Source organism: Hymenobacter sedentarius (assembly GCF_001507645.1).
Lineage (GTDB): Bacteria > Bacteroidota > Bacteroidia > Cytophagales > Hymenobacteraceae > Hymenobacter > Hymenobacter sedentarius.
The window spans coordinates 86,094-107,502 of sequence record NZ_CP013909.1; the positions used below are offsets into that span (position 1 = coordinate 86,094).

Genomic DNA, 21,409 nt, shown 5'->3' on the forward strand with positions numbered 1-21,409 from the left:
GAAGGCATTCCGGACTTATTACCACTCACGGCTTTTCCGGCTAGCTGTGGGTAAACTCCCCTATTTTTCTGTATTGCATGCGTTCGGTTTTACTTGTCGAAGACGATATTTTTGATACGATGACGGCGGAGAAATCCTTCGCCAAGTTCAACGTGCCCCACCAGCTGCACACGGCCTTCAACGGCGAGGAAGCGCTGGACCTGCTGCTGGGCCGCAACGGCGCCGAGCCCCTGCGCCCCCTCCCCGAAGTCATTTTGCTGGACCTGAACATGCCCCGCATGAACGGCATTGAGTTCCTCACCGAGCTGCGCGCCAACCCCGAGTTTCAGCACATTCCGGTGTTCATCACCACCACTTCCAGCATGGACGTGGACCGGCTCAACGCCGAAAACCTGGGCGTGAGCGGCTACATCCTCAAGCCCCTGGACTTTGAAACCAGCACCGACCTGGCCGACAGCCTGAGTTTGCTGGAAAAGTTGCTGAATTAACTTTTGCCGCTTGCAGGGCCTTCCAGAAACCTCGCTTAGCACCGAGGAACTGCGACCTATGCAAATAGATACTAGACTTATAATGAAGCGCTTGGAGCGAAATTGAGCTAAAATGGCAGGCCCTTGCTATCGCCAAGAACGACACCTTTGGCCGGGGCCGACGGCTGGTTGTTTATTTGAACCTCACGCAGGAAGAACGGAATTCACACGCATTACCTTTCGTTTGCGTTTCGGCAAAAAAGCTGATGCTCTAGGGGAGCTTTGTGGTACTGGTCTGGCATATTTGTTGGGCGTTGGTACCTTGTTCAGCCCCACTGACATTCCTTCCGTTCTTCATATGAGAATTCCTATCTTTTTTCCGGCACTGGCCTTGGTATTACTCGGAGGGCGCGCAGCCCAGGCCCAGGACGTGGGCCCGCGCCAACTGGGCGCGCCACCCACCATGCCACCGCCGGCCAGGCCCCGCACGGCGCCGGCTCCCCGCCAGCTGGATGCAGTGCCCGTGGCCCCGCCCGACACCACGCGCCGCGCCACGGTAACCACGCCCCTGCCCGGCCCCATGTCGGCTCCCGCGCCGGTGTACGCCCCTACCCCACCCGGCCGGCTGCCGGGCAACAATACCCGGGCGGCCCGCTTCCAGGTAGGCCTGAAGAACGGCTTGGTGTACAACGCCTCGGATGTGGAGACGAAGACGCCGCTGTTTGGGCGCTCTTACCTGCTGCTGGATGGGCAGCGCAAGTTTGATTTGAACGAAGTCGGCTTTTACGAAGACGAAACGGGGCATTACGTGCGCACCACGTTGCCCGGCTCGTCGCGTGAGAGCACGCTGCGGCGCGACAAAACCGGCCGCATCAGCCTGTATTCCATCACCACGTCTCAGTACAGCTCCGGCCCCGGCGGGTTTGGCTACCCGGGCTACGGGGGCTATGGCTACGGCGGGTACGGCATGGGGGGCATGGGATACCCCTACAACGGCTACCGCACCGTCAAAACCGAATACTTCTCCAAAGACAACGGCCCCATCCAAAGCCTGAGCACCCGCAACCTGATGCTCGCAACCAGCGACAACGCCGGCGCCCAGCAGCTGCTCATGGAGTCGCGCCGCTACCAGCAAATCACCGTGGGCAGCTACGTGGTGGGCGGCGGCCTGCTGATAGCGGGCTTGCTGCAATCGCTGCAGCCCACTGACAACGGCCGGTCTATCTCGCCGATGGTGTACGCGGCCATTCCGGTGCTCATCGTGCCCATTGTGCTTCAAAGCAAGCAAGCCAGCAACCAGCGCCAAGCCATTGCCCTGTACAACGCCGGGAAATAACGCTGGCGGCGCTTCGCTGAATGAGGAATGAGGAATGAGGAATGAGGAATGAGGAATGAGGAATGAGGAATGAGGAATGAGGAATGAGGAATGAGGAATGAGGAAGTTCGGGCACTTTAGCTCAATTCCAATTCTCCATTCCTCATTATTTTTAATTAAGCGAAGCGTAAAGCAACCCCTGGGCTGGCTGCGTGCGTAGGTCTGGCATGAAGCCTACTGCCGCGTCTCTTACTTCCGAAGCTCTTGCCGCTGATTTTGCCGCCCGCCAGGCCAAGGCCCTGCTGGTGCACGAGCGGCTGTGTGCCGAATACGGGGCGCCATTCCGCTTTTTCAGCACCAAAGACCCGCTGAGCGAACTGGTGAGTGCCCTGCTCTCGCACCGCACCAAAAACGCCGATTCGCACCGGGCATACCAGGAACTACGGGCTACGTTTCCGGCCTGGGAGGACGTGCGAGATGCGCCGACCGAAGCCGTGCAGCACGCCATTCGGGCCTGCACCTGGCCCGAGCAGAAGGCCCCGCGCATTCAGGCCGTGCTGCGCGAAATCAGCGAGCGCTGCGGCACCGATGCCCCGTGCTCGCTGGATTTCCTCGCCGAAATGCCCATTCCCGAAGCGCGGGCCTGGCTGGAAAGCATCAGCGGCGTGGGGCCGAAAACCAGCGCCGCCACCCTCCTATTCAGCTCCCTGCGCATTCCGGCCATGCCCGTGGATAGCCACCACCACCGCGTGGCCCAGCGCCTGGCCCTCATTGGGCCGAAGGTGGGCGAAGGCCCGGCCCACAAGCTGCTCGAAGCCCTGCTGCCCCCGGGCTGGGATGCCCAGCAGGTGTACGACCACCACGAGGCGCTCATGTTTCACGGGCAGAAATGCTGCTACTTTAGTGCGCCCGCCTGCCACCGCTGCGTGGTGCTGGACCAGTGCCCCTTCGGGCAGGCCCGGCTGGCGGCATCCAGTTCTCCGGCGGCCTAAATTCCATGTTTATTATACACCTGCGCGCCAAGCCCGGGGCCAAAACCACGGCGTTGCAAGTAGCCGCCAACGGCTCCGTGACCGTTCGCCTGAAGGCCCCCGCTCAGGACGGCAAGGCCAATGCCTGCCTGCTGGCCTACTTAGCCGAGGTATTTGGCGTGAGCAAAAACAGCGTGGAGCTGCTGAGTGGGCACACCGCGCCGATTAAGAAAATCCGCATTGAGGGCGTGGACGAGGCGGCCGGTCAGGCCGTATTGGCTCGGCTGCAAGCGGCCTCCTGAGCCAGGGTTGCCACTGTTTCAGGGCTTGAGCTGCTGCAGCAACGCCCACCCTTCGGGCCAGTCGTGCAGGTGGGAGTCAGAATTGAGGTGTCCGCGGGCACCGGCGTTGACCAACCGGCTGCCCCAGGCGTCGGCAAAAAAGCGCGCCCGCGCCAGGGTCACGTATTCGTCGTTGGTGCTGGCTACCACAATGCTGGGAAACGGCAGGCGCTGCAAGGCCAGGGGCGCAAATCCGGTGGCCCCGGCGGGGAAGTCGGGCCGTTCGGCATCGGCGGGGGCCACCAGCAGGGCGCCGGCTACGCGGGAGGCATCGTGAGTGGCGGCCCAATGCGCTACCGTGGGGCAGGCCAGGCTGTGCGCTGCCAGCAGCACCGGGCCCGGGGACTGGCAAATGGCGTGGTGGAGCTGCCGGACCCAATTGGCACACACGGGCTGGTCCCATTCCGCCTGCTCTACGCGCTGGCAGTGGTGCAGCTGCTCCCACCGGCTTTGCCAGTGCAGCGGCCCGGAGCTGCCCAGGCCCGGCACGGTCAGAATGGTTGGTTTTTCGGTGTTCATCTGCGCCAGCCTTTGGGGTTATTCGGCAATTATTTCTTGCGTTTCCAGCGGTAATATTTCCGGTACCACGTCGAGGTTTTTTTGAATAGACTGCTCGCGCTTTCGTTCGGAAACATGTTTATCCGAAACACCTGCATGCGGTCGTCTTCGAGGTGCATGCCGCCGGTGTCGGTGGAAACGCCCAGCGTAAATCCGGCTTCCCGCACCGCCTTTTTCACGGTGTCGTTGCTGTCGCCGTACGGATAGGCGAAGCTCACAATTTGGGTTTGCAGGGTAGCCTCTAATTCCGCTTTGCTGCGTTGAATTTCCTGGGCGGCTTCGGATGGTGGCAGCGTGGTGAGGCGCAGGTGCGACATGGTGTGCGCCCCAATTTCCCAGCCTGCGGCCACGAACGCACGCTTTTGGGCCAGGTCCATTATTTCGGAACGCGGCTCGGTGGGGTCGGCGGCCAGGTCCCACTGGTTGTGCCGAACTTCAAAATCGCCGAGCAAATACATAACGCCCCGGTAGCCGTATTGCTGCATCAGCGGCAGCAGGTTGGTGTAATTGTCGGTGTAGCCGTCGTCGAAAGTTAAGATGATGGGCCGCGCGGGAAATTGAGCTAACGGCAATTCGCCGTTGGCAAATTTCAGATAGTCGGCAAAGGTTATGGGCGTTAATTTCTGCTTCTGGAAATACGCCAGGTGCTTTTCAAAATTCTCTTTGGTGACGTAAATCTTGTGCTTGGTTTCGAGCGGCGCGTCGGGGATTTTGTGGTACATCAGCACTGGGATAAAATCCGGGGCGGCTTTGCGCATGCGCGCTTCGCGGTATACCTCGAGCACCCGCGTGGCTACCGTGGCCAGGTCGTAATGTACCCTCACGCGCTGCTGCAATTCTGCCGTTACTGGTTGCGGGGCCTGCAGAAAGGCTTGGGCATCTTCCAGGATGGCAGCCCAATCAACCGCTGGCGAAGCTACCTGCGCCGAAATGTCTCCGAAATTTGAAGCGGCCGCCGCGGCAAAAGTGTCATCGGTTACCAGGCCTTCGTAGCTGGCTTCGCCCAGCGCCAGCACGGACCGGCCCGCGCCCAGGGCCTCGATGGCCACCCGCCCGGCCCCGATGACCAGCGCGGTGCGGGCCAGCCAACCAGGCACATCCTTCGTGAAGCCCACCACTTCTACCCGCTCTCCAAATTCACCCTGCAGCTGCTCCAAGGCAGTTTTTCCAGCGGCCGGCAACTGCTCCAGCTCACCGCCAATCAGCGCCACCCGCAGCTGCGGAAACTCCCGAAGCAGCTCCGGAAAAACCTGCTGCAACAGGGCAGCCGCCCGCTCGCCTTTGCCTCCATTAAACCGCCCGATAAACGCGACCCGCAACGGCTGGGTTAATGAAGAATTAAGAATGAGGAATGAAGAATTGCCAGACGACAACTCTTCATTCCTCATTCTTAATTCTTCATTCAATTTTGGCGCAGCGCCAAAATTGACCCCGTTGGGAATCTCCACAATTTTGGACGCGGCCATCTTCACTTCGGTCACCAAATGCTCGCGCAGATTGCCGCAAATGGCGATGACCTTATCCCCGTAGATGTCGAACAGTGAGGTGGAAGCATGCAGGTGCTGGCGGCCGTGCACGGTGCTCACCAGCGGGATTTTAATGCCGCGAAGGGCGAAGTAGCTCACCCAGCTGGCTGCGCGGGCATGAGCATGCACCACATCAATGTTCTCCTGCCGAACGAGCTGCCGGATAAAACGGGCATTGCGCAGCCGCTGCGCGTAGCGGCGGTTGCTGATGGGCGCCACGACCTGCGTGGCGCCGGTGGGCAGCTGGTCGGATTCGGAGAGCATCCACACCTGGTGGCCCTGGGCGCGGTGGGCCTCTGCCAGCTGCACGGCATAGGCCACGGAGCCCGCAAAGAACTCAGCCGAAAGAACGTGGAGAATGCGCATCCAGCAAAGGTATTGCCTGCCGGAAGGTCGTGCTAAGCGTAGCCGAAACATCCCTGCCGCTTCGTTGCAGCGAAGGGAGGGTGCTCACCAGGTAGAACTCACTCTCCTGGCAGGAATGCTTCGGCTGCGCTGTGCAGGGCAGGCATGGCGGTGCCCGGTCGCGTTAGCGCAGTGCGCGGCCGGCCACGTTTTCCATGTATTTCTGGCCGCTGCCGGTGTTCAGCAGCAGAATCTTCTCGTCGCGCTGCAGCCAGCCGGTGGCCAGCAGCTGGCGGGTAGCCATCCATACGGCGGCGCCTTCGGGGGCCACAAACAGGCCTTCCTGCTGGCCGAGGTCGCGCATGCCGGCCAGCATGTCTTCCTCGCTAACGCTCACCACCGTGCCGTTGGACTCGCGCAGCACGCGCAGCATCATGGCTTCGCCAAGGGGGTGCGGCACGGCTAGGCCGTTGGCCAGCGTGGCGCTACCCTGGTAGCTGTGGCAGTTGGGCTGGCGGCCGGCGTAGGTTTCCAGCAGGGGGCAGCAGTTTTGGGCTTGCACGGCCACCATGCGCGGCAGCCGCGTTTCGGGCGCCAGCCAGCCCAGGGCCTTCATTTCCTGGAAGGCTTTCCAGATGCCAATGAGGCCGGTGCCGCCGCCGGCGGGGTAGAGCAGCACGTCGGGCAGCTGCCAGTTGAGCTGCTCGGCGATTTCGTAGCCCATGGTTTTCTTGCCTTCGAGGCGGTAGGGCTCCTTCAGGGTCGAGATGTCGAGCAGGGCGCCGTCGGCGTTGCGCTGGCGCACGCGGGCGCCGCAGTCGCTGATGAGGCCATCGACCAGCTCCACTTCGGCACCGTACCAGTAGCACTCTTCTTTGAAAGCCATGGGGGTGTGGCGCGGCATTACCACTACGGCCCGGAGGCCGGCGCGGGCGCAGTAAGCGGCCATGGCCACGCCGGCATTGCCGGCCGTGGGAATGATGCAGCCGTCTACGCCCAGCTCTTTGGCTTTGGATACGGCCATGCTGAGGCCGCGCGCTTTAAACGAACCGGTGGGATTCTGGCCTTCGTCCTTCAGCAGAAGGGAGGACAGCTCGTGGCGCGCGGCCAAGCGGGGCAGGTTGAGCATGGGGGTCATGCCTTCGCCCAGGGTCACTTTGTTTTCGTCGTGCAGCAGGGGCAGCAGGGCGCCGTAGCGCCACATCGACGTATCGGCCTGGTCGATAACGTCGCGGCTCAGGGGCTCGTGCAGGTCATAATCGGCCACGAGAGGCAGGTTGCAGCAGGTGGAAACCCGTTGCAGGTCGAAGGCAGAGTGCGGAGTGCCGCAGGCCGAGCAGTGCAGTGCGGCTAAGCGCGAGAGGGATTCGGAGGCTACCAGTTTCATACGGCAAAGTACGGGAGGGGCCTGCCCGCGGTATGCCTTTTAGGGATGGGTTTTTGGAATAGGCTATGCCTTCTGGGAATAGTAGCGCTTGGTAAAAAGCAGAAAATCCTTGTAAGGCGCGTTGTTCTCAGTACCCTTGCGCTGAATAAAGTTGAACTCCCTTTTCAAGGGAAAATTATTGATTTTCACTTCTGAAAACTCGCCCGAGGCCAGCTCTTTCGTCACGGCCTGGCGGGGCAAAAAAGCCAGGCAGCTATCCACCCGCACAAAGTTCTTGAGGGCTTCGGTGCCGCCCATGCGCACGCGTACCGGTAGGGCCGCCAGCTTGATACGGTGCCGGGCCAGAGCCTCTTCCAACACAGCCAGCGTGCCGGAGCCATCCTCGCGCAGGGCCAGCGGCGTGGTAAGCAGGTCGTGCACTTCGAGGGTGCGGTGTTCGAGCGGGTTGTGGGCGGCGCACACGGCCACCACGTCGTCGGTGAGCAGGGGCGTGTAGGTCACGTTGCTCACTTTGTGGATGCCTTCGATGATGCCCAGCTCAATTTCGTGGTCGAGCAGGGCGCGCAGGATGTTGTCGGAGTTGCGGTTTTTGAGGCTGAGCTGGCGGTTGGGGTGCAGGCGCAGGTAAGCCGAGACCACGGGCGGCAGCACGTAGAGCGAAATGGTGGTGCTGGCCCCAATCAGCAAGTGCATGGCCGGCGCGAAGGCCGTGCTCAGCTCGCTCATTTCCTGGTGCAGCTCCTGCTGCAGCTGCTTGGCCTGCAGCAGCTTTTGGTAGAGCTTCAGGCCGGCGGGCGTGAGCTGAATGCTGCTGCCCATGCGCTCAAACAGGCCGGTTTTGTAGTGCTCCTCCAGCGCCTTCACCTGCTTGCTCACAGCCGACTGGCTGATGAACAAAGCCTGGCTGGCTTTAGTGAAACTGAGCCGTTGGGCTACTTCGAGAAAAACTTCGTGCGGATGGGAGAGCAAGGGAATCAGGGTTATGAATGAACAGCACGTCATGCTGAGCGGAGCCGAAGCATCTCGCCAACGCAAGTAACTCAATCAATGAAATTACTACCCCGAGCGAGATGCTTCGGCTCCGCTCAGCATGACGTGCTTTATATCTGCTGTTACTTCGCCTCTACAACCCCAGCAGAGCTCCGAATGCGCCATCTACCACCTGGGCCATGCGCGGGAAATCGAGTGTTTCGATGGTATCCGATTTCTGGTGATAGTGGGGGTTGCGCAGAAAAGACGTGTCGTTAATCATCACGGCGTTGTAGCCCTGGGCCCAGTAGTTGCGGTGGTCGGATAATCCGGCCAGGCCGCCCAGAGCTTCGGGCAAGTTGATGCGCTGCACGTCGAGGGTGCCGGCGTGGGGCTGCATCAGGGCCTGCACTTGCTGCGTGAAAGCTTCCTGGCCGGTTTTGCCCACGACGACGATGAAGTTGCCGGTGCTGGGGTACAGCTGGGCCAGGGCTTCGTTGGGGAAGCTTTGCGAGTTGGGCTCGTCGCTGAAGTAGCCTATCATTTCGTAGCACAGCATGCCGCGCACCTTGGCTTTGGCGGCGTGCAGGGCGCGGGCGTGCACGGCGCTGCCCATGTGCTCGGTGGCGAAGTAGGGCGGCTCCTCGTTGGCATAAGCGACAAAATCGATGCGGTGCCGGAGCGGCGCCCGGCTCAGGTGGAGCAGGCGGGCGGTTTCGAGCAGGCCGGCCACGGCGCTGGCATTGTCGTCGGCGCCGGGCTGGTCGCCGCACACGTCGTAGTGCGCGCCCACGATGAGGCGCTCGGCCTCGGGCGGACCGAAAGAGGCGATGATGTTGCGGTAGCGCCGGCCATCGGCCAGGAAGGCCTGCTCCGAAACGGTGGTTTGGAGCTTTTCAAAGCAGCCCTTGATGTAGTCGGCCGCCTTGTTCAAGGACTGCAGGTTGTGGCAATTGCGGGCCGGGTGCAGGTTGGTGAGAAAGGCAACGTCGGCATGGAGGCGGCTTTGGTCGGCGGGCATAGCAAGCGGGGCGGGATGGACTCGCAAAACTATACGGTAGCGAAAGCAAGCGGTGGGTTAGTTGAGCTTAATAAAAGTGGGGACTTGTGAGGCTATATAGCTCAACCGAACAATGTAGAGACGCGACACTTCTCGTTTCGGCGTTGAACAATTACGCCGCAATGGGAATGCTCGAACGGCGCGGACGCCGAGACGCGAACCGAAGGTCGGCGTAGCCAAGTGTCGCGTCTCTACACCATGGCCAACCCGGCCAGCATCAGTTCACGCCGCGCCCAAATAGCTGCTGGCGCAGGGCTTCGTCCTGCTTGTACACATCGGCGTAGAAACGCAGCTGGCCCGCCACCACAGCGCAGGTTGCGTAGCGCACATGCAGCGGCACGGGGTGCGCGAGCGTGACGCGGCGCGGGACGGGGGCGGCCGCCAGCTCGGCCTCGGAGGGCAGCGTGGCCCGCAGGCTGTCGGCCCCTACCAGGTAGGAAGCCAGCTCCATGGGGCGCTCCATGCGCATGCAGCCGTGGCCCAGCGCCCGGTAGGGCCGTTTGAAATCGCGGGTGTCGTAGGTGGCGTGCAGGTACACTTCGTAGGGGTTGCGGAAGCGGAAAATAACCGAGCCCAAGGCATTGCCTGGGCCAGGATTCTGACGAATGGTGTAGTAGAACCGCTTCTTCCGGACGTCCCACCAGTCTACCTCGGTGGGGTCTATTAGCTCGCCCTGGGCATTGTAGATGGAAAAATTATGCCGGGCCGCGTACCGCGGGTTATCCCGCAAGCGGGGCAGAATTTCCTCGGTGGCAATGCTGTAGGGCACCCGCCACTCGGGGGCCAGGGTAAAGACGCGGAGCTTGCTGCTGAGCGTAGGCGTGGGGCTCTCGGGCTTGCCGATAACGAGGCGGTGGGTTTGCAATACGGTGTCGCCGTGCACCACTTCCAGCGCGTAGGCCGGCAGGTTTACCAGCACGTAGTTGGAATCGGGAATGGCCTGCCAACGCCAGCGCTCCAGCGTGAGCGCCAGCTGCTGGGCCCGCCGGATACGCACCGAATCGCGCCCCAGGGGCCGCTGGCGCCAGCGGGCCAACGCCTGCTGCAGCTGCTGGTACTCCCGCTGCTGGGGCTGGCAGCGCAGCAGCTCGGGCACAAATTCGGGCGCCTCCAGGGCCCGGGCCAGCCAGGCGGACGGCTCAAAAAGCGAGTCGGCCTTTTCCAGGGGCGAAGGCTTGAGCTCCCGCAGCTGGCCCCGGCGCAAATGCAGCGCAAACCGCAGCAGGCCATCGGTGAGCAGGATCTCGAAGCGGGCCTGGCGAATGCGTTGGCGCGCCGACGCCCCGGCTGGCCCAATCGATTTGGCCAAAGCCTGCAGGGCGGGCACGTGGTAGTTATTGGGCTGAAGCCCATATTCTTCGACCTTCTGCAGCAGGGCCAGTGCCGCATGGCCCGATGCGCTGACCTGGGAACCCGCACTCCAGGCCGGGGCATAGTCGCGCCGGCTGTAAAAGGCATTGGTTCCGCGCCCGTCGTGGCAGAGCAAGGGCCGGTGGCCCGCGGTCACGGCGGTGTCGGCCAGTAATGCCCGGATGCGGAGCGGCAGCGAGTCGGGCGCGGATTGGGCTGATGGTTCAGCTAGGTGCGCGCGCAATAGTGGTTGGGGCTTACGTGCTGGGCTGGCGGCGGCCAGTGTCAGCAATAAGGCCAACAGCAGGTGCCCTATCAGTTGCATAAACAAGTAGCGTAAAGGTTCTTATCATTCGAAAATCAATTAATCACGTCGTTGATTAGCCGGGTAAATCATCGGGCCAGTTTGGCTGGCTTTAAAAAAATACGGTTTGTTTTGGTTCTGGTTTCTTTTCAAAACGAAGCCAATCCCCTCTCCTATCGCCACCTAATTTACTAAATTTAAATGGTAAATTACAATAACACCCCGCGAAGTAGTAGCCCAGTAAGCCAGTTGAATACTTGACTATTTAGTCAAGCCACTTGCCGGATATAAAGCGGAAAATGGCCGCCTGGCCAGGCTGTCGCCAGAAGAAAACAGGCCTAGGGAGTGTTTACAGTTAAGGTCGACCTTTGAGCATGAATAAAGACCGGAGTTTATTGACCGATGCGCAGTGGGCGAAGCTTTCGCCGTTGCTGCCGGGCCAAGAAAGTTCGCCGGGCACGACGGCCAAAGACACGCGCTTGTTCGTGGAAGCCGTGCTCTGGCGGGCCCGTTGCGGCGTCTCGTGGCGTGATTTGCCGGCCGAGCGGTTTGGGCCCTGGCACACGGTGTACGCCCGGTTTCGCCGCTGGCGGCAAGCCGGGGTATGGCCCCGGGTGCTGGCCCAAGTGCAACAGGAAGCCGGCTTGCACCGCCTGCTGGTCGATTCCACCACCGTACGGGCGCACCAGGTGGCCGCCGGCGCGAAAAAAAAGACAGCCCTTGCGGGCAGGCGCTCGGCCGCAGCCGCGGCGGCTTCACGACCAAACTCCACCTGAGTTGCGACGCGCAGGGCCGCATTTGCGCCCTGGCCCTGACCGGGGGCCACGCGGGGGATTGCCCGCAAGCGCTCGGGTTGCTGGTGCAGCACTTGCGCCCGGGGCAGGCGGTGCTGGCCGACCGGGCCTACGACGCGGGCTACGTGCGCGCCCAAATCCAGCAGGCAGGGGCCACGGCCGTGATTCCCGGCAAGAAAAACCGCACGGTCCCGTTGGCGCATGACGCTGAAAGCTACAAAGAGCGCAACCACATCGAACGGGCTATTAATGGCTTAAAACGCTTTCGGGCCGTAGCTACCCGATTCGACAAACGCGCCGCCAACTACTTTGCTACTTGCTGCTTAGTTGCAGCTTTAACCTGGCTCTAACTGTAAACACTCCCTAGCTATATAGGCGCGAAACACTACCTTACGGACGATTTTACCCTCCTCTTCCCATGCTGGTTCGCTTCCGTATTCTGCCGCTGCTGCTGTTGCTGCTGGTGGCTTTTTCGTGCTCCAAAAAGTCGACCCGGGAACAGGTCGCCACCGAGCAGTCCGACGGCGAAGAAATCGACCCGTATTCCAATCTGGTCTTCACCTTCGATGAAGCCGTGGTACCTGATGCCCAGCTCAACCGCTGGGACACCACGCAGTACGTGCGGTTTTCGCCGGCCGTGCGCGGCAAGTTCAAGTGGACCGGCGACCGGGAGCTGACGTTTTCGCCGCTGGAGCCCTTTCGGCCCAGCACCGTGTTTGATGCCGCGCTGCAAGCCCAAACCCTGCCCAGCGGCAAGCAGCAGCTGGCGCTCAACCGCCGGCGCTTCCACACGCCCTACCTGAGCATGGCCACGCCGCAGGTGTTCTACGGCCGCTCGACCAAGGCCGCGGGCACAGCCGAGCTGCGCGCCAACCTCGTGTTCAACTACCCCGTGCGGCCAGCCGACCTACGCCCCCGCCTGCATGTGACCCAGGACGGCAAGCCCGTGGCCGTGCAGCTCATCACGGCCGAGCCGGACAAGATATTGGGCCTCAGCTTTGCCCAAGAAGTGAAGCCTGGCGCGGCCCTCACGGTGGAAGTGGCGCCCGGCCTCACGCCCGCTGTCGGCGGAAAACCCACCGAAAAGCCCCTTTTAGCTCAACTCGAAGTGCCCGAGCCGCAGGTGCTGGAAGTGCGCGAGCTGACGGGCTCGCTCGTGAACGGCGAGGCCGTGGTGACGGTGCTCACCAACCAACCGGTGGCGATTTCGGACATTCAGACCTCGCTGAAAGTGTCGCCCAGCGCGCCCTTTGCCATCGAGGCGCTGGAAAGCGGCTTTGCGCTGAAGGGCAATTTCCAAGTGGGCAAAACCTACCAGGTGACCTTGGCCTCCGGGGCGCGCGGGCTGCTGGGCGGGCAGTTGTTTGAACCCTACAGCCAGTCGGTTTCCTTCGCCGCCGAGCGGCCCAGTATCAGCTTTGCCAGCGGCGAAAAAGCCATGTACCTCGATGCCCTGGGCACCCGCAACCTGGGCCTGCGCATCAATGAGGTGCAGAAAGTGAAGGTGACCATTGCGAAGGTTTACGCCAACAACATCCAACAGCTGCTGCGCGGCGAGCCCTCCTACGGCTACCCCCGCTACGACGATGACGAAGGGATGGACGAAGGCAGCAACCAGGACGAGAACGGCGAATACATCGACCGCAGCTTCCGCTACTACGACACCGAGAACATCGGCAGCGTCATTTCCGAGCGCACTATTTCGGTCAGCGGCTTGCCCAAGTCGGGCGGCTTGCGCCTGCTGAACCTGGACCTCAAAGCCCTGGAGTTTCAGGGGGCCATGAAGGGGCTGTACGTGGTGCGCGTGCAGGACACTGAGCGCCAGTGGCTGCAGGTGAGCAAGCTGGTGGCCGTGACTGATGTGGGGCTGATTGTGAAGCAGGGCGCCACCGGCGGCACGCTGGTGTTCGCCAATTCCATCCGCACGGCCCAACCGCTGGCCGACGTGACGGTGAACCTGGTGAGCAGCAACAACCAAGTAATCGGCACCGTGACGACCAACGCGGCCGGCGTGGCCGCCTTCGACTCGGCCGCCAGCATGAAACGCTTCAAGCTTGGCATGGTGACGGCCGTGAAAGGCGCCGATTTCACCTTCCTGGACCTGGCCAAAAGCCGCGTCGAAACCTCGCGCTTCGAAGTGGGCGGCCTCACCAGCAATGCCGCCCGTTACCAAGCCTTCCTCTACGGCGACCGCAACCTGTACCGCCCCGGCGACACCGTGCGCACCAACACCGTGGTGCGCACCGAAGACTGGCAAACGCCGCCTGCCAACCTGCCCGTCAAAATTCGCCTGCTGCTGCCCACGGGCAAGGAATACAGCAGCCTGCGCCAGAAATTGAGCCAGGCCGGCTCCTTCGAAAGCCGCTTCATCCTGCCGCCGGCCGTAATGACCGGCCTCTACACCCTGGAAGTGCTGACCGGCAACGACATTATGCTGACGTCCAAGCAAATCAGCGTGGAAGAATTCATCCCCGACCGCCTGAAGGTGAGCGTAACGGCCGCGCCCGCCGTGCTGCAGCCCGGCCAGACCGTGACGGCCACCATCAACGCCCAAAACCTGTTTGGCCCGCCCGCGGCCGACCGCAAGTTTGAGGTCGAGTTTTCGCTGAAAGAAAAGACGTTTCAGCCCAAGAATTTCCCAGGTTACTCCTTTGAAATCAACAGCGGCGAGCGGCGCAAAACCACGTCGGAAAGCGACGAAGAAAGCGCCAGCAAACCCGCTTCGCGCTTCGAAAAAACCGTGCGCGAGGGCGTGACCGATGCCGCCGGCCGAGCCACCGCCACCTACGACGTGCCCGAAGTGCGCGACCTCGGCACGCTGGAAGGCGTGGCCTTCGCCACGGTGTTCGACGAAACCGGCCGGCCCGTAAACCGCCTTGCCACCTTCGATGTGCAAACCCAGGCCACGATGTTCGGCATCCAGGAAATTCCGGAGCTGATGAGCACGCGCCAGGCCACCGCCGTGCGCCTGCTGGCCCTCACGTCGCAGGGCCAGCCCACCAGCGCCCAGGCCCAGGTGAAGCTGGTGCGCCTGCTCTGGGAAACCGTGCTCGAGCGCCAGGGCGGCCGCTACGTCTACAATTCGCAGCAGCGCGAGCAAACGATATTGAGCCGCACGCAAGCCGTGGGCAACGGCACGCCGTTCAGCTTCACGCCGCTGTACTCGGGCGAATACGAGGTGCGCATCAGCCGGCCCGGCGCCCTGAGCTACGTGGCGCAGCGCTTCTACGCCTATGGCTACGGCGACACCCAGGCCAATTCCTTCGAGGTGAACAACGAGGGCGAAGTAACCATCGAGGCCGACAAAGCCAAGTACGAGCCCGGCGAAACCGCCAACCTGCTCTTGAAAACGCCCTTCGCCGGCCGCGTGCTCGTGACCGTGGAGCGGGGCCGCGTGCTCGACCATTTCTACGTAACCACCGACCAGAAATCGGCCCAGGTCAAAATTCCCATCAAGGCCGAGCACGTGCCCAACGTGTACGTGACGGCCACGGCCATCCGCGCCATTTCCGACAACCGCCTGCCGCTCACCGTGGCCCGCGGCTTCGTGCCGCTCACGGTGGAAAAGCCCGGCGCCCGCCTCGCGGTGGCCATTGCCGCGCCAGCCGCCAGCCGCTCGCAGATGTTCCAGACGGTGGAAATCACCACCGCGCCCCGCGCCCAGGTCACGCTGGCCGTGGTGGACGAGGGCATTCTGCAAATCAAAAACTACCGCACGCCCGACCCCTACGGCTACTTTTACCAGAAGCGCGCCTTGGAAGTGTCGGCCTTCGACATGTACCCTTTTCTGCTGCCCGAGCTGGGCACCAGCAGCAGCGGAGGCGACGCCGCCGACCTGCGCCGCCGCACCAACCCCGTGCCCAACCGCCGCGTGAAACTTGTGGCCAAATGGAGCGGCGTCCTCACCGCCGATGCCGCCGGCAAAGTGCGCTACCGCGTGCGCGTGCCGCAGTTTTCAGGTGCCCTGCGCATCATGGCCGTGGCCTATAAGGACGATGCTTTTGGCAGCGCCGAGTACACGATGAAGGTGGCCGACCCGGTGGTGATTTCCACAGCGCTGCCACGGTTTGCAAGCCCAGGCGACACGATTGATGTGCCAGTGACACTAACGAATACTACGAGCAAGCCACTTGCATTATTCGCCGAACTTCAACACAACTCTTTAATTAAAATACCTGCAATTGAAACACCCACGGTAATTTATAATGGCAATTTTGCACCTCCTGAAGTTGTTCAGCCTCAATTTGAGTGTCGCGTTTTTTTTCGCTTTATAGCAAAAACTATAGGTGAGGGCTCAGTAAAGGTTGTAGTTAGTGCTTATCAGCGCGACGATTACAAAGACGCTCATCAAGCAAGAAAACCGGTTTTTGTTCTTTCTGAAGCAATAGATTTTCCCATTCGCCCCGCCGCCTCGCTCGAAAAGCGCACCGGCAGCGGCGTACTAGCAGGCGGCGCCTCGCTCCCGCTCAACCTGAAAACCGACTTCCTGCCCGCTTCGCTCACCAGCCGACTGGTCATTAGCCGCTCGCCCCTCACGGAGTTCAGCAAGGACTTGCGCTACCTGCTGCAATACCCCTACGGCTGCCTGGAGCAAACCGTGTCTGCCGCGTTCCCGCAGCTGTACTACGCCGATTTGGCGGCCACTTTGCAGCAGAAAACTGGCGCCACGGCCAAAACCCAGCGCTACAATCCCAACTACCACGTACAGGAGGCCATCCGCAAGATTGAGGCGATGCAGCTCTACAACGGCAGCCTGAGCTACTGGCCCGGCGGCGACTACGACAACTGGTGGGCCACGGCCTATGCCGCCCACTTCCTACAAGAAGCCCAACGAGCCGGTTTTGCGGTGAACAAATCGGTGCTCGACAAAACCCTGCGCTACCTGCAGTTCCGCCTCAAAAAGCGCGAAACCGAGCCCTACCGGTACTTCGACGTGAGCAACATCGCCCGCGAGAAAACCATCGCCAGCAAAGAAATTGCCTACTCGCTCTACGTGCTGGCCCTGGCTGGCCGCCAGGACGCCGTGGCCCTGAACTACTACAAAGCCAACCGCCAGCTGCTGGCCGAAGACTCCAAGTTTCTGCTGGCCTGCACCCACGCCCTGCTCGGCAACCAGCGCCAGTTCCGGGCCCTGCTCCCCACCAAGTTCGGCGGCGAAACGGCAGCCAAGCGTGCACTGGACGGCTCGTTCTACTCCCCCATCCGCGACCAGGGCCTTGTGCTGAATGCGCTTATAGAAACCGACCCCAACAACCCGCAAGTACTGGAACTGGCCCGGCAGCTCAGCCGCCGGCTGCGCACCGCCGGCTGGCTCAACACCCAGGAGCGCGCCTTCGCCCTGCTAGCCCTGGGCAAAATTGCCAAGCGAGACGTCAAGAGCACCGCCACCGCTACGGTTTCGGCCAATGGCAAAGCCCTGGGCAGCTTCACCGGTAAAGATTTGACGATACCCAACGTAGCCAACCGCGCCCTGAGTTTGCGCACCACCGGCAGCGGCAACCTCTACTACTTCTGGGAAACCGAAGGTATTTCGGCCAGCGGAAAAGTGAAGGAGGAAGACAGCTACCTGAAAGTACGTCGCCAGTTTCTGAACCGCGCCGGACATCCTCTGCTCACGCCCACCTTCCGCCAGAATGATTTGGTGGTGGTTAAAATCACCATCAAAGCCGGCGACGCGGCCGGCACCGTGAAGAACGTAGCCATCACCGACCTGCTGCCCGCCGGCCTGGAAATCGAAAACTCCCGCATCGGCGCGGTGCGCGAACTGGACTGGGCCAAAGACGCCACCCAACCCGACTACCTCGACGTGCGCGACGACCGGATTAACTTCTTCACCACTGCCACCGAAAAGCCTAAGTCGTTCTACTACCTAGCCCGCGCCGTGAGCAAAGGCACCTTCAAGCTCGGCCCAGTCAACGCCGATGCCATGTACAACGCCGAGTACCACTCCTACAACGGCGCCGGCACAGTGCGTGTGAAATAACCTCATTCCATGAACCCATGAAGCGCTTTTGGCTCCTGCTGTTTCTGCTGCTGCCAGGCGCGGCCTGGGCCCACCCGGGCTGGGGCATTGTGCTCGACCGGCAAGGCAACGTGTACTACACCGACCTGGAAAACGTCTGGCGCATTGATGCGGCGGGCCGGAAGACCATTGCGGTAGCCCACGTGCACACCCACGAGCTGGCCTTTGACCAGGCCGGCAACCTGTACGGCGAAGACAGCCGCTACGAAAGCGGCAAATGGCGCCACCGGCTCTGGAAGCGTAGCCCAACAGGCCAAATAAGCGACGTGCGCCCCTGGACCGATGGCTTCCGCGAAGACTACGGCATTGTGCGCGACACCGCGGGGGCCACGTACTTCCTGCACCACGTGGAAGGCCAGAACAATCAGGTTTACCAGCGCACCCCGAGCGGCCAGCTGCGCCGCCTGGTACCTCATTACACATTTCCCTACATCGTGAATCAGCTGGCCGTCGCGCCCGACAACAGTGTGTACGTGGCTTCAGGGGGCGAATTGCTGCGAATCGATACAAAAGGAAATGTGCGCACCGTAGCCCGCCACCTGGCGCCTACCAACGGACGGCACGCGCTGATGGGCATATGGCCCGACGTCCGCGGCAATGTCTACGTGGCCGACCTGGAAGGCCGCCGCTACCTGCGCGTTCGGGCCAACGGCAAAGTCGAGACCCTCTTTCAATCGCCCAAGCCCTGGCAGCCCACCGGCATCGTGCAGGCGGCTAACGGCAGCTTCTGGGTGTTAGAATATGCAGGAGCCCAGGCGCGAGTTCGCCACATAACGGAAAGCGCCAGGCAGTAGCATTGTCCTTCAGCTCAAGCCAGTCAGCTAGGGCCCACCAATATTAGACAACACAAAAAAAGGCCTGCTCCGTGGAGCAGGCCTTTTTCAAATGGACGGTATTCGCCGTGCTTACTGCACGACCAGGCGCTTGGTCGAAACCGTTTCGCCGGTTTTCACCTTGAAGAGGTAGGTGCCGCGGGCCAGCTTGGCCGCGTCGAACTTCACTTGGTGCGGGCCAGCTGCCTGGGTGCCCACCACCAGGGTCTGCACTTTGGCGCCCAGCGTGTTGAACACTTCCACGCTTACCGGTCCTTCCTGGGCCAGCGCGTAGCTGATGGTGGTGCTGCCCGTGAAGGGGTTGGGGTAAGCGGCCACTTGCTGGGTAGCGGTGGTTGTGGTGCTGGAGCCGGCCGTGGCGGCCTGGGCCGTGGGCTGGGTCATGGCGTTGTACTGCGGGAAGGTGCGGGTTACGATAACGGCGAACTCACCGCGCGACACCGTCTGGCTGGGCTTGAAGGTAGCGTGCAGTACGGGCTGGAAATCGTAAGGGCCCTGCGTCAGCGAGTAGTAGGCGTTGATGAGGTTCAGGTCGAGGGCAATGCTCACGTAGCCTTCCAGGCCGGCGGGGATGCTGGCAGCATCGTCGAGGGGCACTTTGGTACCGTTCACCGTCACCGTTACAGCCTTGCCGTTGCGGGCCAGCGCCTCGTTCTGGAAGCCGAGGCCCTGCACCAGCGAATAAGCCAGCGAAGCACGGGTCACTGCGGTATTGGGCGAGAAGGTTCCGCTCGCCGTGGGCAGCATCACGCCATTGAACTGGTGCAGGCGGTCGCGCTGGGCAGCACCGCGAGCTACTACCGACTCGGTCAGCAGAATGTCGGCGGCCGACGTCACATCGGAGAATACCCGCGAGCCATCGGTAGCCGAGAACTGGCGGATGCCCTGGCCCATGAGCAGGTAGTCGGCCAGCTGCAGGCGGGTAAGCGGAGCGCTGGGCTGGTAGCCACTGCTCAGACCATCGACCAACCGGCTGGTAATAGCCATTTTGATAGCGGCTTCGGCGGGGTCGCCGGCGATGTCGTTCAGGTTGGTGGTACCCGTGGGAGTCTGCATCGTAATCTTGCCCTTGATGGTTTCCGGAGCAGCTACGCCGTTCAGGCCTTCCACACGCAGGGTCCAGGTGCCGGCCATGGGCGAAGTCACGGCCACGCCGCGGTCGGTGCTCAGCGAGAACGTAACGGGAATGCCCGAGCGGTACTGCTTGCCGTTGGGGTCCAGCACAATCAGGTTGGTCGTGTTGCCAGTTTCGCCCAATACGCCGGGCGAAGAAATCTTAGCTTCCAGGCTGTTGACCCCCGACGCCACCTGGAAGGTGAACTGGTTGGTTGCCGTAGTAGCCGGGTTGAAGTTGATGGTGAAAGGCGCTTCCGTCGCCAGCGAATTCACGCTGCTGTTGAAAGTGCGGGTCGAATTCACCGTCGAGCCAAAGTTGGTGCCGCGGAACGCGCGGTCGACGGCGGCAAAGGCGTTGATATAACCGGCGCCTACTTCCCAGGCCTCACGGCCGGGCATGTTGGTGGCCGTCTTTTGAAGCAGTTCTTTTACCTGGGCCGGCGACATCGACGGCTTGGCTTCCAGAATGAGGGCCACCACACCCGCCACGTGCGGCGTAGCCATCGAGGTACCGCTCATGTGCGTGTAGAACGGCACTTCGGCCGGAGTTAGTAGAGCGGCATCCGTTTGGGCGCCCAGCGATGCTACCGGTCCCTGGGTGCGGGTCGAAACCACGTCGACGCCGGGAGCGGTGATGACGGGCTCGTTCTTGTACGTCCAGGTCTGGCCGTCGACGACAAAAGTGCCTTGCTGGCCTTTCACGCCGCGCGACGAAAAGGGCGCCAGCGTACCAAAACGGTTGCCGGCACCCACCGAGATGGTCCAGGGCGCGATGGCGTAGGGGTTGTGCGTATCGGCACCCGGGCCGGAGTTGCCGGCGGCAAACACCACCACCATGTTGCGGTCGTAGCAGCGCTTGGTAGCCACGTTTATCGGGCTGTTGGGGTTAAAGGCACCCGACGTCCCAAACGAGTTGCTGATCACGCGGATGTTGTACTGAAACTGGTGCGTGAGGGCATAATCGAAGCCGCCGATGGCATCCAGCACCAGCAGCGCGCCGCCCGAGCCGTAGCCTAGCAGCGAAGCGCCCGGCGCCACGCCTTCGTACTTGCCCGACGACCTGGCGCCGTTGCCGCCCACGATGCCGGCGCAGTGCGTGCCGTGGCCGGAGTTGTTGTCGGTGTTCGGCACGCCTTCCACGTAGGTCACGGGCAGCATGCTGCTCTTGGAATTGAGGTTGGTGGTACCCAAGGTGTTTTGCACCAGGTGCGAGCCGAGCTTGATGTCTTCGTGCGTGCCGTCCACGCCGCTGTCGTTAATCAAGACGCCAATGCCGCGGCCCGAAACCGGTGTTCCGTTGTTGCGGGCCGTCGTTTGCGCGTCCAGACGCAGCCGCTTCACGCCCGTCAGGTTGGTATCCTCAAAGTTGTAATAGTCCAGTTGCTTATTAATGTACAGCGAGCGCACTTCCGGATTGTGCGCCAGGGCATCTACCTGGGCCGCGGTGGCCACCACGCCGGCAATGGGGAGGGCCTGCATCGTGATGCCCGTGGTAATGCCCAACTGCCGCAGAAAGGCTACCTGCTCGGGCTGCGGAGCCCCACTACCATTAAAGGTCACCACAACTTCAGCCAAGGGGCTGGTTGCAAACGCGGTTTGCAGCTCGGGGTCGACTACAGCCTGGCCAAACGAAGTACTGGCCTTGAAGCCCACCAACAGGAGGGTTGCAATAAATTTGTTCTTCATGTAGTAGTGAGAAATATTGTGGGGGTTGGTGAAAAGAAAACTGGTATGCGGTGAGGAACGAAAGAGGGTATTTAAGTAAGCATTCTCGCTTGTTGAAACAGTCTGCCAGTTGGTCCTCTATCGACCACGTAGCCTGTACGAATGAAGCCTATTATGTGGATTTCATGAATAATGGTTTTTTTATAAATTTTGCGCCTTGACTAAAAATAATTTTGGGACACAGCAATCCGATATCATAATCTCAACAAGAAGCTGTTTTGCCGATAAATGTCGCATCACTCCTTAGGCGAGACCGGGCCATTACGCATGCTTAGGAGGAAGGAAAAGGGCCGTTGGCAGCATCCTCTCAAGGCTTCACAATATTA

13 protein-coding genes and 1 pseudogene are annotated in these 21,409 nt (G+C 61.6%); 7 read left to right on the forward strand and 7 right to left on the reverse strand.

Annotated elements, in window-relative coordinates; translation table 11 throughout:
- The first annotated feature begins 77 nt into the window (after window positions 1-77).
- The 4 genes from AUC43_RS00370 to AUC43_RS00385 all read left to right on the forward strand — a co-directional run bounded on the left by AUC43_RS00370 (window position 78) and on the right by AUC43_RS00385 (window position 3,055).
- Window positions 78-488 (forward strand): response regulator, encoded by a 411-nt coding sequence (locus tag AUC43_RS00370; RefSeq protein WP_068188310.1) that lies wholly within the window; start codon window positions 78-80, stop codon window positions 486-488.
- A 337-nt stretch (window positions 489-825) separates the two neighbouring features.
- Window positions 826-1,803, forward strand: a complete 978-nt coding sequence (locus AUC43_RS00375) for a hypothetical protein (protein ID WP_068188313.1) — start codon at window positions 826-828, stop codon at window positions 1,801-1,803.
- Between the two features lie 206 nt (window positions 1,804-2,009).
- Window positions 2,010-2,774, forward strand: a complete 765-nt coding sequence (locus AUC43_RS00380) for an endonuclease III domain-containing protein (RefSeq protein ID WP_068188315.1) — start codon at window positions 2,010-2,012, stop codon at window positions 2,772-2,774.
- 5 nt (window positions 2,775-2,779) lie between these two features.
- Window positions 2,780-3,055 (forward strand): DUF167 domain-containing protein, encoded by a 276-nt coding sequence (locus tag AUC43_RS00385; protein WP_068188318.1) that lies wholly within the window; start codon window positions 2,780-2,782, stop codon window positions 3,053-3,055.
- A gap of 18 nt (window positions 3,056-3,073) precedes the next feature.
- On the opposite strand, the gene AUC43_RS00390 is transcribed toward AUC43_RS00385, so the two are convergent.
- From AUC43_RS00390 to AUC43_RS00415, 6 genes are all read right to left on the reverse strand, one after another.
- Window positions 3,074-3,613, reverse strand: coding sequence for an RBBP9/YdeN family alpha/beta hydrolase (locus tag AUC43_RS00390; RefSeq protein ID WP_068188321.1), 540 nt, complete (start codon window positions 3,611-3,613; stop codon window positions 3,074-3,076).
- Between the two features lie 29 nt (window positions 3,614-3,642).
- A complete protein-coding gene (locus tag AUC43_RS00395) occupies window positions 3,643-5,544 on the reverse strand; it encodes a polysaccharide deacetylase family protein (RefSeq protein ID WP_068188324.1) in 1,902 nt (633 codons plus the stop codon).
- A 163-nt stretch (window positions 5,545-5,707) separates the two neighbouring features.
- Window positions 5,708-6,910 (reverse strand): threonine synthase, encoded by a 1,203-nt coding sequence (locus AUC43_RS00400; protein ID WP_068188329.1) that lies wholly within the window; start codon window positions 6,908-6,910, stop codon window positions 5,708-5,710.
- A 63-nt stretch (window positions 6,911-6,973) separates the two neighbouring features.
- Window positions 6,974-7,879 (reverse strand): LysR family transcriptional regulator, encoded by a 906-nt coding sequence (locus tag AUC43_RS00405; RefSeq protein WP_068188332.1) that lies wholly within the window; start codon window positions 7,877-7,879, stop codon window positions 6,974-6,976.
- Window positions 7,880-8,033: 154 nt separating this feature from the next.
- Window positions 8,034-8,900 (reverse strand): M28 family peptidase, encoded by an 867-nt coding sequence (locus AUC43_RS00410; protein ID WP_068188335.1) that lies wholly within the window; start codon window positions 8,898-8,900, stop codon window positions 8,034-8,036.
- A 256-nt stretch (window positions 8,901-9,156) separates the two neighbouring features.
- On the reverse strand, window positions 9,157-10,614 hold the full coding sequence (locus tag AUC43_RS00415; protein ID WP_068188337.1) for a L,D-transpeptidase scaffold domain-containing protein: 1,458 nt from the start codon (window positions 10,612-10,614) through the stop codon (window positions 9,157-9,159).
- A gap of 353 nt (window positions 10,615-10,967) precedes the next feature.
- Here AUC43_RS00415 and AUC43_RS21360 point away from each other — a divergent pair.
- From AUC43_RS21360 to AUC43_RS00435, 3 genes and pseudogenes are all read left to right on the forward strand, one after another.
- Window positions 10,968-11,737, forward strand: a pseudogene (locus AUC43_RS21360) (IS5 family transposase).
- 68 nt (window positions 11,738-11,805) lie between these two features.
- Window positions 11,806-17,370, forward strand: coding sequence for an alpha-2-macroglobulin family protein (locus tag AUC43_RS00430; RefSeq protein WP_068188346.1), 5,565 nt, complete (start codon window positions 11,806-11,808; stop codon window positions 17,368-17,370).
- Window positions 17,371-17,387: 17 nt separating this feature from the next.
- Window positions 17,388-18,203, forward strand: a complete 816-nt coding sequence (locus AUC43_RS00435) for a Vgb family protein (RefSeq protein ID WP_068188349.1) — start codon at window positions 17,388-17,390, stop codon at window positions 18,201-18,203.
- A gap of 111 nt (window positions 18,204-18,314) precedes the next feature.
- On the opposite strand, the gene AUC43_RS00440 is transcribed toward AUC43_RS00435, so the two are convergent.
- Complete coding sequence (locus tag AUC43_RS00440) at window positions 18,315-21,044, reverse strand: S8 family peptidase (RefSeq protein ID WP_068188351.1); 2,730 nt, start codon at window positions 21,042-21,044, stop codon at window positions 18,315-18,317.
- Between the last annotated feature and the right edge of the window lie 365 nt (window positions 21,045-21,409).